The organism is Pelagirhabdus alkalitolerans (assembly GCF_900096905.1).
Lineage (GTDB): Bacteria > Bacillota > Bacilli > Bacillales > Amphibacillaceae > Pelagirhabdus > Pelagirhabdus alkalitolerans.
Map to the genome: position 1 here is coordinate 95,295 of NZ_FMYI01000001.1, position 12,879 is coordinate 108,173.

The 12,879-nt window shown below is 38.0% G+C and carries 15 protein-coding genes; 1 reads left to right on the plus strand and 14 read right to left on the minus strand.

The features are described from left to right. Positions 1 to 149 precede the first annotated feature (149 nt). Complete coding sequence (gene galE / locus BLR62_RS00375; protein WP_090791659.1) at positions 150 to 1,139, minus strand: UDP-glucose 4-epimerase GalE; 990 nt, start codon at positions 1,137 to 1,139, stop codon at positions 150 to 152. Positions 1,140 to 1,382: 243 nt separating this feature from the next. Between galE and BLR62_RS00380 the strand changes: the two genes are divergently transcribed. Further along, entirely contained in the window at positions 1,383 to 2,717 is a 1,335-nt protein-coding gene (locus BLR62_RS00380) for a sugar transferase (protein WP_245719361.1), read from the plus strand. Positions 2,718 to 2,777: 60 nt separating this feature from the next. Here the strand turns inward: BLR62_RS00380 and fabZ are convergent, their stop codons facing one another. The 13 genes from fabZ to BLR62_RS00445 all read right to left on the minus strand — a co-directional run bounded on the left by fabZ (position 2,778) and on the right by BLR62_RS00445 (position 12,747). After that, positions 2,778 to 3,200 (minus strand): 3-hydroxyacyl-ACP dehydratase FabZ, encoded by a 423-nt coding sequence (gene fabZ / locus BLR62_RS00385; protein WP_090791664.1) that lies wholly within the window; start codon positions 3,198 to 3,200, stop codon positions 2,778 to 2,780. Between the two features lie 68 nt (positions 3,201 to 3,268). Continuing rightward, positions 3,269 to 3,553, minus strand: coding sequence for a DNA-directed RNA polymerase subunit beta (locus BLR62_RS00390; RefSeq protein ID WP_090791666.1), 285 nt, complete (start codon positions 3,551 to 3,553; stop codon positions 3,269 to 3,271). 11 nt (positions 3,554 to 3,564) lie between these two features. Next, positions 3,565 to 4,401, minus strand: coding sequence for a flagellar hook-basal body protein (locus BLR62_RS00395; protein ID WP_090791670.1), 837 nt, complete (start codon positions 4,399 to 4,401; stop codon positions 3,565 to 3,567). An 11-nt stretch (positions 4,402 to 4,412) separates the two neighbouring features. Beyond that, on the minus strand, positions 4,413 to 5,237 hold the full coding sequence (locus BLR62_RS00400; RefSeq protein WP_090791673.1) for a flagellar hook-basal body protein: 825 nt from the start codon (positions 5,235 to 5,237) through the stop codon (positions 4,413 to 4,415). Between the two features lie 42 nt (positions 5,238 to 5,279). Next, positions 5,280 to 6,281, minus strand: coding sequence for a rod shape-determining protein (mreB, locus tag BLR62_RS00405; protein WP_090791676.1), 1,002 nt, complete (start codon positions 6,279 to 6,281; stop codon positions 5,280 to 5,282). Between the two features lie 147 nt (positions 6,282 to 6,428). Further along, positions 6,429 to 6,692, minus strand: coding sequence for a sporulation transcriptional regulator SpoIIID (gene spoIIID, locus BLR62_RS00410; protein ID WP_090791679.1), 264 nt, complete (start codon positions 6,690 to 6,692; stop codon positions 6,429 to 6,431). Between the two features lie 341 nt (positions 6,693 to 7,033). Further along, positions 7,034 to 7,237: a hypothetical protein gene (locus BLR62_RS00415; protein ID WP_090791680.1), complete on the minus strand. Its 204-nt coding sequence runs from the start codon at positions 7,235 to 7,237 to the stop codon at positions 7,034 to 7,036. Positions 7,238 to 7,276: 39 nt separating this feature from the next. Next, positions 7,277 to 8,284, minus strand: coding sequence for an AimR family lysis-lysogeny pheromone receptor (locus BLR62_RS00420; RefSeq protein ID WP_090791683.1), 1,008 nt, complete (start codon positions 8,282 to 8,284; stop codon positions 7,277 to 7,279). A gap of 189 nt (positions 8,285 to 8,473) precedes the next feature. Continuing rightward, positions 8,474 to 9,202: a stage II sporulation protein SpoIIQ gene (spoIIQ, locus tag BLR62_RS00425; protein ID WP_218119737.1), complete on the minus strand. Its 729-nt coding sequence runs from the start codon at positions 9,200 to 9,202 to the stop codon at positions 8,474 to 8,476. Positions 9,203 to 9,266: 64 nt separating this feature from the next. After that, positions 9,267 to 10,274, minus strand: a complete 1,008-nt coding sequence (spoIID, locus tag BLR62_RS00430) for a stage II sporulation protein D (RefSeq protein ID WP_090791687.1) — start codon at positions 10,272 to 10,274, stop codon at positions 9,267 to 9,269. 84 nt (positions 10,275 to 10,358) lie between these two features. After that, entirely contained in the window at positions 10,359 to 11,669 is a 1,311-nt protein-coding gene (murA, locus tag BLR62_RS00435; RefSeq protein WP_090791689.1) for a UDP-N-acetylglucosamine 1-carboxyvinyltransferase, read from the minus strand. Positions 11,670 to 11,705: 36 nt separating this feature from the next. Then, positions 11,706 to 12,380, minus strand: coding sequence for a YwmB family TATA-box binding protein (locus BLR62_RS00440; protein ID WP_245719375.1), 675 nt, complete (start codon positions 12,378 to 12,380; stop codon positions 11,706 to 11,708). Between the two features lie 133 nt (positions 12,381 to 12,513). After that, positions 12,514 to 12,747, minus strand: a complete 234-nt coding sequence (locus BLR62_RS00445; protein WP_090791693.1) for a DUF1146 family protein — start codon at positions 12,745 to 12,747, stop codon at positions 12,514 to 12,516. Between the last annotated feature and the right edge of the window lie 132 nt (positions 12,748 to 12,879).

Sequence of the window (12,879 nt, forward strand, 5' to 3'; positions counted from 1 at the left end):
ATATTAGCTAAATATGATAATCAATTGCTTTTAAATCAAACAATAGATAACCCTATGTTATTATACCACTTTGCCTCTATTTGTCTAAGTTAATATCTACTTAAATAATACCTATTGTTATATAAGTGATGCATATTTATTTTCACTTGTTAGATGTTGCTTTCGTATCTCCATGCATCTTTTAACATTTCTCCCACAGACAATTTAGCTTGCCACGCCAACTCTTTTTCAGCCTTTGTGACATCGGCATAACAGGTTGCTATATCTCCTGGTCGACGCTCTACAATTTCATAAGGGATCTTTATTTGATTAACTTTCTCAAAAGTATCAATCATTTCCAACACTGATGTCCCTTTTCCAGTCCCTAAATTATAAATGTCCAAGCCTTTAGTAAGGTTTTCAATAGCTGCAACATGTCCTTTGGCTAAATCGACGACATGAATATAATCACGTATGCCGGTTCCGTCAACTGTATCATAGTCATTTCCATATATAAACAATCGATCTAATTTACCTTTAGCTACCTTTGTCATATAAGGAACGAGATTATTAGGCGTTCCGCTTGGATTTTCGCCTAATAAACCACTGGAATGGGCGCCTACAGGGTTAAAATAACGTAATAATACGATAGAAAATTGCGGGTCTGCCTTTGCGATATCTTGAAATATTCTTTCACTCATTGCTTTGGTCTCACCATAAGGATTTGTCGTTTGTAGTAGCTTCATCGTTTCGTTCATTGGCGATGTTTGATTGCCATAAACGGTTGCTGAAGATGAAAAAACGATTTTTTTGACGTCATACTCCGAACAAACCTCTGTCAGAGTTATCGTTGCCATAAGGTTATTTTGATAATACATAAGTGGTTTTTCAACGGATTCACCTACTGCTTTTAGACCCGCAAAATGAATGACACCATCAATTTTATTATTGTTGAATATGTTTAATAAAGCTTGTTTATCCGTCACATCTTTTTGATAAAAAGGTACTTTTTTATTTGTTAAATTTTCTATTATATTTAATGTTTTTATATTACTATTAGACAAGTTGTCCACTATAATGACATGGTGACCTTTGTTTATTAACTCAACGACTGTATGTGAACCAATATATCCTATCCCACCTGTAACTAATATATTCATCATTACCATCCTTAACTTTAATAGTCATCTAGTATGCTATCTCAAATTATAATGATTCTTTGTGATGCGGGCAAATTTTAGTAACTTTCAATTTTTAGTTGGATAATATCGTCTCAAGTATTATAATGAGTGTTGAATGTTTTTTCAATTAATTACAAATTATTTGATGATATAAATTTTTATTATGAAAGGATCTGAGAAAGAGTGGACTTTAACAATTCAAGAACCCATAAGTTCTTACTAATGCTTGGAGATATATTATGTATTTTAATAGCCTATGTAAGTGCTTTTTATATAAGGTATTTTGATTTCCCTGACCCTAACTGGGATGCTTTTATTTCATTATTACCTTGGATCATCGTTATTGGTTTATTTTTAATTTCGGTGTATGAATTATATATTATCGATGGAAAACAAACGTTATCGGATCTATTCCGAAAAATACTTGTCGTTGTTACCATGTTAACATTTTTAACGATGGCAAGCTCTTATCTATTCCGAGCTTTCGCTATGCCTCGTTCAGTTATTGTCATTTCAACTGTGTTCATGGTTGTTTATTTACTCGTATTTAATGCGGTCTTCCTGAAATTAACGAGACGCAACGTTGTTGGGAAATTTTTAATTGTCGGTAATAAAACAAACACAGATCAGTTGATCACTAAAATTAATTATCCCATGTTAAAAGGCTCTGAATATACATGTGTAAGAGAAGGTTCAAATATCAAAAACATACGACAAATGGTAATTGATTCTAATTACATCATTTTATGTACGGATATTTCCAAAGAACTAAAATCACAAGTCATTTATCATGCTATGGAACACAATAAAGAAGTTTATGTCATCCCGACACTGTATGAGCTTGTTTTGCAACGCGCGACAACTTCACCATTGGATGATACGCTTGTTATGGGTGTTAAACCTTTTATTTTAACTTGGGAAAAGTTGTTTTTTAAACGCATATTTGATATTATCTTTTCGTTTATCATTTTAGTTTTGATCTCACCCATTTTAATTGTGATGGGGGTTATTATAAAATTAGAGGATCCTAAAGCCGCCGCTATTTTCAAACAAGAGCGACTTGGTAAAGATGATAAGCCATTTACTATTTACAAATTTCGCTCAATGATCAGTGATGCGGAATCTTACACAGGTCCTGTACTTGCTTCAACGGATGATGATCGAATAACTAAGGTAGGTAAATTCATTCGAGCTACACGTATTGATGAACTCCCTCAGTTTTTCAACGTTTTAAAAGGAGATATGTCAATTGTTGGACCAAGACCAGAACGTGAATTTTTTATCAATAAATTATTAAAAGAACATTATCACTATGGTTACCGTAATAGAGTAAAACCTGGTATTACAGGGTATGCCCAAGTTATGGGGAAATATACAACTGTAGCTGAAGATAAATTACGCTTTGATTTATTTTATATCCGTAACTATAGTTTCTGGCTAGATCTTTTAATAATATTAAAGACTGTGTTAGTCGTTTTTGATAAATCAAAATCGGAAGGTACAGAGACCGAAAATAATATCAAAGAGAAAAATAACATATACCATCATGATCATTAATAAAGAAAGAGCCACTGACCATCTTCTATATTTAGAAGGTTATCAGTGGCTCATATTGTATTATCCGATCGCAAACATTATTTCAGCTTCACAGGCAAGTTCCCCGTCAACGGTTGCTTTGGCCTTGCCTTTTCCAATCGCACCTTTTAAGCGTGTGATTTCGACTTCGAGTTTCAGTGTATCACCTGGTTTTACTTGTCTTTTGAAACGGCATTTATCCACACCTGCTAAGTAGCCGATCTTGCCTTGATTTTCTTCCTTTTTCAACATGACAACAGCGCCTGTTTGAGCGAGTGCTTCAATAATCAAAACACCAGGCATGACAGGGTAATCTGGGAAATGTCCTTGAAAGAACGGTTCATTGATGGTGACATTTTTCTTACCGACAACACGTTGTCCTTCTTCTAGCTCTGTAATTTCATCAACGAGTAAAAATGGATAACGGTGTGGGATTGTTTCTTTAATTTGATTAATATCTAACATTATGACCAACTCCTAATTTTTTAGTAAAAAGAAGAGCGGACCCGTTAAACGTCCGCCTTATCTATTTATTATTCAACACCCGTAATAATATCGAGTAGGTGCTGCCAAAATTCAAATGTTAATACCTCGATCGCTTCACCATCACCTATGACACTAAATCCAACGACCATGCCGATGATAAGCGCGAGGAATGCGAGCAGAAAGATTATGATAATACGTAGCCAGATTGGGATGAGACGACGTACTTGCCTTTGTTCTTTCTTCTCTTTTTTTGCTTGACGTTTTTCTTCTCTTGATTTAGGTTCCTTATCTTCAGAAACCTCGTTCGTTTTGTTTGATTTATCTTCTTGCATAAGAAAGCTCCTTAGCGTAGTTGATTAACAAGGCCACGCATTTGGTCATGCATTGAAATCGTACGTGCATTGAATTGGTATGCGCGCTGTGCTTGCAATAGGTCAGTCATCTGTTTTTGCAAATCAACGTTCGATTGTTCAAGCGTTTGATTCTGGATCCTGTTATCAGCACCAGGGATCTCTGTGATAATTTCATCCGCTTCATACGCCACTTCTGTTAAGTCTGGTAAGCGGAATAAATTATTGCCTGTTGGTTCTAAAAATTGAGGGCGTATCGCTTCGGCCACTGATAGTTGACCTTCAACGACTTCAGCACCATCTCTTATGGTCACTACTTCTCCAGTTTCATTAATCGTAACATCTTCCATGTCATCCGCAAATTCGATTGGCTCACCATCTTGACCTAAAACAGGATGACCATCGCTTGTTGTTAGCATCACTGTATCACCCGCTTCAGTTGGTTGCAAGTAAAGCGTGCCGTCTCTTGTGAAACGTGGCTCTGTAACACCATTCTCTGTCACTTCAACTTGTAACATATGATTATCTTCGAGCAGTGCAACATCTAGATTTCGCTCTGTTGTTTGCAGAGAACCGACTGATAGATCAATGTTTGTATGACCTAAACGAGCGCCGACACCTTGACGAATGCCGTGTGGCGTTTCACGGTTTAGAGCATTTGCTTCTTCATCGCTAAAATTATCAATATTTCGATAGAGTAGTGATGTGAAATTCGCGCCTTGGTTTTTATAACCTGTTGTACTTGAGTTGGCTACGTTATGGCCGACTAGATCGAGTTTATTTTGCAATTGATTCATCGTGACGGCTGCTTGTACATTCATTCGACTCATCGGTTAACCTCCTATGTTAAACGTGCGATTTGATTAACCGCAAGATCCATACTTTGATCATATGCTCTGACGACTTGTTGATTCGATTCAAAGTTTCGATACGCTTGCATCATATCGGTCATCGTTTGAACTTCATCAACATTTGATGTTTCTAAAGAACCTTGCTCAACTGAAAAGGTAACATCTGCGAGGTCACGCGCATCAACAATCTCACCGTCTTCTCCTTCAAGCATAAACAAATCTTCATCATCTTTAATCAAATCATTCACATTTTCTGTGTAACTAATGTCGAGTGGAATAGCTTCATCTCCGACTTCAACAATACCTTCAGGTGTCACTTCAAACTGTTGACCGTCTGTAAATACCGGTTCACCAGCTTGGTCTAAGACGTAATACCCTTGGTTTGTTGTTAGGAATCCCTCACCATCAACAGTAAAGTTACCGTTTCTTGTGTAACGCTCTTCACCTTCAGCGTTTTGAATCGTGAAGAATAGACCACCCGCTTCATCAGGAATCGTGCCGTTAACAAGTGCCATATCCGTTGACATGCCCGTTTCTTCAAGCCCGCCTTGAGCGTGGTCAGGAATGGTTTCTTGTACATAAACCCCCGTATTAATCGAACCCACTTGTCCTCCGTTTGGGACGTTAAAACGTCGTGTTGTTGGCAGTTCTTCTGATCCCATACGTTGGATCAACATTTCTGGAAAAGCACGAACAGCTGCTTGATCTTGTTTAAATCCTGGTGTTTGAGCATTCGATATATTATTGGATAATGTGTCTTGGCGTCGTTGTTGCGTCAACATCCCACTTGCTGCTGTGTAATAGCCTCTTAACATAACAGGACTTCCTTTCGGTGATTGGTTTTAAATTCAAAGTATTTAAACGATGGATTTTTTCTCAATTTTATCGATATTTTCTAACATAATGCCTGTACCTGCTGCTACACAGTGCATTGGCTCATCTGCTAAAAAGACAGGAACTTTCAACTCTTCTGATAAGAGCTGATCCATACCATGAAGCATCGCGCCTCCACCCGTTAAGATCACGCCGCGATCGATAATATCGGCAGATAATTCTGGTGGCGTTTTTTCTAGTACATTTTTGGCTGCTTGGGTAATAAGGGATACCGGTTCACGTAGCGCTCGCTCAATTTCATCTGAGTGAATCGTAATCGTACGTGGTAAACCAGATACCATATCACGTCCCCTTATATCGATTGATTCATTGCGGGAGCCTTTAAATACAGTTGCCACGTGCATTTTAATATCTTCTGATGTACGTTCACCAATTAATAATTTATACTCGCGTTTAACGTAATTTAAAATTTCTTGATCGAATTTGTCACCAGCCATTTTAATCGACTGTGCTGTCACAATATCGCCCATTGAAAGAACGGCAACATCTGTTGTCCCACCACCGACATCAACCACCATATTACCGCTTGGTTGGAAAATGTCCATGCCAGCACCGATTGCTGCGACTTTCGGTTCTTCTTCTAAATAGACTTTCTTGCCACCGGATTTTTCTGCTGCTTCTTTTATTGCTTTTTGTTCTACTTTAGTGATGTTTGTCGGGCAACAAATTAACATGCGCGGTTTTGAAAACATACCGCGTACACTGATTTTGTCAATAAAATACTTTAACATCGCTTCTGTCACGTCAAAATCTGCAATAACACCATCTTTAAGTGGGCGGATTGCTTCAATATTACCTGGCGTTCGTCCGACCATACGACGCGCTGCTTCACCAACTTCTAACACTTTAGATGTCGAACGGTCCATCGCGACAACAGATGGTTCATTTAATACAACGCCTTTTCCTTTTACGTGAATCAATACGTTTGCCGTCCCTAAATCAATTCCGATATCTCTTGAAAACATGCTATGATCCTCCCTAAATTTATATCTACGTGTGCCAATTATTTACGATTGTCTCTAATAATATATAATAGCACACTTTTAGGGGGTACGTTAAACGATTTTACAAATATTTTGTGAAGATTAATAAATAGGAAGGATCTTGACGAATTAGGATGAGGAATACCGTTTATCTTGGTATTTACGTTTTGTTGCTTCGCCACCTCTAATGTGGCGAATGTTTTTGTGATGTTCGAGGATTTGTTTAGCTTCAATGGCAAGGAGTGGATGAATCTCTGGTAGTCGCTCGGTCAAATCTTTGTGGACGGTACTTTTTGAAACACCGAATTCTTTTGCAATCGTGCGGACAGTTTTTTTCGTCTCAACAAAATAGTGCCCTATAGCAAGCGTTCGATTCTTAATATAATCATGCACATCGTTACACCTCTCTTGTTGTCTGACCACGATGTAAGATGAGTATTTCTATTAAACGGCTTGTAAGGTTTTATTCAGGTCATTTGTTTAATCGTATGATGGTGAGTGGTGCATTATACGTGTTGGTTTGAAATACGAGAAGAGAGTGATTTGATTTGTGTGCGATAATTTTAATTTGTGTGGTTTTTTCGTGGTTTGTGTGCAAAAATCTGGATTTGTGTGCAATTTTTCCGATTTGTGTGCGAAATTCTGATTTTGTGCGCGATAATTTGATTCTGCGCGCGATTTTCACAATCTGCGCGCGAAAAAGAAAAAAGCTAGCGTAGGCTAGCTTTCATCTGTTAAAAAATATCACCTTGACCAGGGTCGCGACGGAAAATTTCAAATTCTGGTTCTGAAAAAATATCGCCTTGGCCTGGATCGCGATACTCAATAATCATTTCTTTATCTTGTTGCTCTTCTAAGTTTGCAGCTTCTTGTTGGGTGAATGTGACACCTGTTAATAGGGTGAATACAACTAAGAGTGAAAAAATACGACGTTTCATATTTTCACCTCCTCATGTTCATATTTTTGAACACTGAAGCTACATCGACTGCATGGCTGTTAGTGGTAATCGTGCAAAATAATGATCGCTGCGCTCTTCGATAAAAGCGTCATAAGAACGCTCGAGCAGTTCATAATCATGATGAGCACGACCCAAATAATAATGTGTGAACGGTGTAAATTCAGTAAATTCCGAAAGAATCTGACGAGCCGTTTCATAATCGCCCCCTGCCATCGCTAAGTGAGCTTGTTCACTTTTGATTGGGGTCGTAAGTCCTTCTGGTCGATTAAAATGAGCATAGATGAAGGGTCTATTTTGTTGTTCAATCATAGTAATAATACGTGTAATGTCGTTTTCACGAGCCATTTTTTCGGCTTCTTTTAAATGATAATTAGCCGATTCAAAATCATCGAACAAATAAGACAAACTTAAATTAATGTGTAAATTTGCTAAGTGAACGTGATTATGATTATTTTTGAATGCTCTAAATCCGTATTTTCTAGCTAGGAGCATCTCATTACGTTTCCAGTGGTGCATAAATAAAACACGATCTAATCGGTATTGCAAAAGAGGGGTTAACACTCGATGCGAAACTTGATGAAATAGCGCAAGGAGATCATCTAAGCGATTGGCTACCGCATCGAAATCAAAGACATCAACATGAATCGCAATTACGAAAAATTCAATTAGCGCTTTTAAAGCAGGGTCATCGGTTTTAATCTTCTGCGTTTCAAAAAGCAATTGATCATGCGTAAGGGTTCTCTTTTCTTTGGTTAACATAAGATCGAAAAGATAAGCCCACTGCCGGTTTACTGAATTGACATGATGTTTATTTCGGCTTAACAGCGTTTTTAAATCTTGATAATAACCATTCATAAACAAATATTCCCAACCGATCCGCATATCTTGCGGGTCACTTGCTTGCACAAAAAATTCACGCAATGCTTCTGGACGATTTTTTTGTTGAACGTTTAATTCAATCCAATAACTGAAACGCTCTAAGCCTTGTTGATAAATGTCGCGGTACGTCTTTGCATGTTGATTCATGTTGTTCTCCCCTCCTTTTTGTATTTTTTTCTAGATCAATTATCACATAATTCATATAAAACACAAGCATATTTATGTTAAATCGTTCGACATATTTCTCATTGTTCTAATTTTAAGAAAATTTAATTAATATTTTGTTTTAAAAACATAAAAAAAAGAGCAAGTTTCCTAAACTCGCTCTCTTTTCACTTACGATTCATCTTCTGTTTCAGTTACGTCTGTTTGAATAGCTGTGACGGGTGCGTTAAATACCATTTCAGGATTTACTGGAACATTGTTTTTCCGGATTTCAAACTGAACATGAACACCTTGATCTTTAGCAAATTCATTTGTACCAGCGTGAGCTAACACTGTCCCTTGCTCTACGGTCTGATCGAGTTCCACTTCGACATCCGAAAGACTGGTATAGTATGTTTTTAAGTCATGATCATGCTCTAAGACAATAGTTTGTCCGAGTAACGGATCGTCCTTCACATCAATCACCTCACCGCTCAAAGGAGCGACAACTGCTAATGGCTCATCTGTAGATGGCACAATTGATATGCCTTGTGATTGATAATATTTATTGTTGTAAAAAATCAGGGCATCAACTTGTTCACTTTCATCCGTGTCAAAATCATAGAAATGTGTTACAACTTCTGTTTCAGCTTCTTCTAACACAGGCCACTTAAATTCTTCAACAGACTGGCTGACTGGCTCAGACGGTTCATAAAATTCCGCTGATGGGTCCATTCTTGACTCATTCTCTTCGAAAAACTCCATTTCCGGAGCTGGTGCACTTAATCGGTTCATCGTCTGATACCAGACGACACCTGTTAAGAGTAGTGCAGCCACTGACAAATAAACAGCTGGAAAGAATGCTTTCTTTCGAATGAGACGTTTCCACTTTGAACGAATTGTATTTTGTTCTTCATTCATTTTCATCACCTCAGCAACCATTCTGAACCATCTGAGGTGATTCTATACCTATCACTTATATATTTTACAAATTAAACGAATCTAGATCCATTTTTTCAATCTTAATGTCTTGGTAGTAATGATTTAAAATGTCACGGTAATTATAACCTTCTTCAGCCATACCATTGGCCCCGTACTGACTCATGCCAACACCATGACCATACCCTTTTGATGTAATAATGTAATGTTCATCTTGATAATTGATTTCAAAATCTGTTGACGGCAGTTCCAATCGTTCTCGGATTTCTCGACCTGTGAATTGTTCGTCTTGCCATTCTATCGATTCAACTCGTCCAGACTCTGTGTACGTCATAACGGGTTCAAGTGTCGGATCGTGTATGACTAGATCCAATTTACTTTCTAATTCTTCAGTTGTCATAATCAGTTGATCGGAGTACTTTGGTGAATCTGTATCCCAAGGGCTATCGACACTTTTTAAATAAGGAAGGGGTTGTTGCCAATAATCTTCTGGATTTTCCGTTTGACCATTGCTTGTTGAAAAATATAAAGGGGTGATCGGTTCATCATCAAATAAAATAACTTCGCCTGATGTTTCCTGTGCCGCTTCTGTCATTTTGTTTAAATGTGATTGATAACTAGCCCCCAAAACTTCCTTTAATTGATCATGACTTTTATATACTTGGTGATTCACTGTATCGGTGATCGGTTCACCTTGATGGTTTAACTGATGTGACAAGACATAAGTTCGCGCAGCTACAGCTTGAGCTTTTAACGCTTCTTTCTCAAAATCAGCCGGCATTTCACTTGCGACAACATGTGCGACATACTCCTCGAGGGGTAGTTCTTTAATGGTGTCATTCGCGCGGACAACACTCACTGTATGGACGTCATGCTCTTCGTCCTTATCAGATGTCATATCCCCTTCATTTTCTGCTTGTTTTTGACTTAATAATACAATGGTTGATGGCACAAAGAAGCTAAAGATCAAAATAACAAACAATGTGATAGCAGCGTATTTTAGCAATATAGACCATGTCCGATTCGTATAAATGATGTTGCCTCCTATCTGCATAGATCAATTCTTACATTAATGTATGCAAATAGGGTTCATTTTAGACTAAAAAAGAGCGAAGGATTAACCCCGCCCTATTTTAATCTATAATGATGAGATTTGCTCAACTTGATCAACAACTGCAAATTCCATTTCATCTTCTATAATACGTTCAACATCTGCACCGAGCGCTTTTAATTTATCCGTAAAATCAACATAACCTCGGTCAATATGTTTTAATTCTGTTACACGTGTGTAACCATCTGAAACAAGACCTGCTAATACTAAAGCTGCACCTGCTCGTAAGTCAGTTGCTTGCACTTGGGCACCTTGTAATTGAACCGGTCCTTCAACAATCACACTTCGCCCCTCAATTACCATCTTAGCATTCATGCGGCGAAACTCTTCTACATGCATAAAACGATTTTCAAAAACCGTCTCTGTGATCACACTTGTGCCCTGTGCTTGTTGCATAAGCGTCATGATTTGAGATTGCATATCTGTTGGGAAACCTGGGTGTGGCAATGTCTTAATGTCAGCCGGTTTTAAAACATCCGGACCCATCACACGTAAACCGTTCGCCTCTTCTTCAATCGTGACACCCATTTCTTCCATTTTAGCAACGAGAGCTCTCAGATGTTCTAATTCTGCTCCTTCAACTAGGACATTTCCTTTCGTTAGCGCTGCAGCAACCATAAAGGTTCCCGCCTCAATTCGATCAGGAATAATCGAGTGCGTGGCACCCACTAATTCATCAGCACCATAAATTTTAATTGTTTCAGTACCTGCCCCGACAACTTTAGCGCCCATTTTATTAAGGAAATTTGCTAAATCTACAATTTCGGGTTCTTTTGCTGCATTTTCTATAATCGTTTTACCTTTTGCTAACGCAGCCGCCATCATAATATTCTCTGTTGCGCCCACACTTGCCATATCGAGATACACTTTTGCCCCAACTAATGGTTCATCTTTAAAGACCTCTACATAACCATTGCCGACGATGACTTTTGCTCCCATCGCTTCAAAACCTTTTAAGTGTAAATCAATCGGTCTTGAACCGATTGCACAACCACCTGGCATCGCAACTTTTGCATGACCAAATCGGGCAAGTAAGGGTCCGAGTACAAGGACGGATGCTCGCATTTTTGTTACATATTCCAATGGCGCCTCTGTTAGCAAAGGGTTCTCGGCATTTACTTCTAATCTATTTTTATGTGCTTCTACATCTGCATCAATATGTGTTAAAACATCGACCATCGTATTCACATCCGCTAATGCGGGTACATTTTCAATTGTTGATTTGCCTCGACTTGCCATCAACGTCGCTGCAATAACGGGCAAAACAGCGTTTTTAGCACCTTCTACTTTAACCGTTCCGTTTAGTGTCTGACCACCTTTTATCACTATCTTTTCCAAGGCTCATTCTCCTCTGTCTCAAAGTCTTTTTATATATTAGTATTCAGTCGTTAGGATGGGTGTGCCAATTGTAAAGGTGGTATCCCCGCTAGCTCCTATTCGACTCGCTAGTTGAATATTCATTTTGTTATGTTCAGTTGGTATTTCTCTTTGTAATCGATCTGTATAACCTGATACAACAAAGAAATCTGTCTCTATCAATTTTTGATCAACAATGATATCCCATTCATCTATCCATTTTTCTAAAGTATGCCTGCCAGATAGCGTATCATATTCAGGCAAACTAATACAAGCATAATCCCGCCTGGCACCTGTGTAAATAGTACCAATGAACGAATTAACCTCATCCCGGATTCGATTGTGCTCAAAAAGCTTTACTACATCACCAGTTAAATGATAGGTCATGCGAAACACTTGCTCAGACGTTAAATGTTCGATTTCGATTGTTTCTTTCAAAAAACCTGTCAGTTCCCGTTCATATAACTCGTGATCTACTGTCACTTCACGTTGTTTAAATCCTGATGTTTCTATGTAGTCTGTCGTCTGTTTTAGAGCATCATAATCCAACACTTCAATAATCGTTCGCTCACCTTCTTCAATGTGAGCATGCAAATCATCTGTCAATATAAGTAGGTCATGTAATGGGTCTACCCAACTGAACGAAACTAAAACATTTAGTATAGAAAGTATAACAGTCCATCTATTTAACATTCGAATCACAACGATCGCCTCCTACTAATCTGTAAAACTAGTATGTGCGAACGTTTTAGATTTTAAACATAAACGAGAGGAAAAAGGATTCACTTCAATCAGTGAATACCAGCTTCCCCCTTACACTTTTTAGCTAAAACATAAAAATGACTTGTTGTGTCCAACTAATCAAATCGATAAAGAAATGACTCACAGTTGAACCGATCACGATCGTAATAAAGACCATCAAGAGACGTGCTTCAAACACACGATCCTTTTTAAAGATTTCATCAAATCGAACGGCCTGCAATAGTTGCCAAGTGATCACAATAAAAATAATGTGCGATGCGATATTAACCATTGCTTGTGTTCCTAATTCTTGTAACATAATGGCCTCCCTTAGCTTGTCATTTCCCGGGAAATAGTGTCACTATTTCATGTCGACTGTCTTCTTTTGTTACGAAAATCACAATTAGATGTTCTTTAACACTTTATTTGTTGAAAATACGTATTAAAAAAC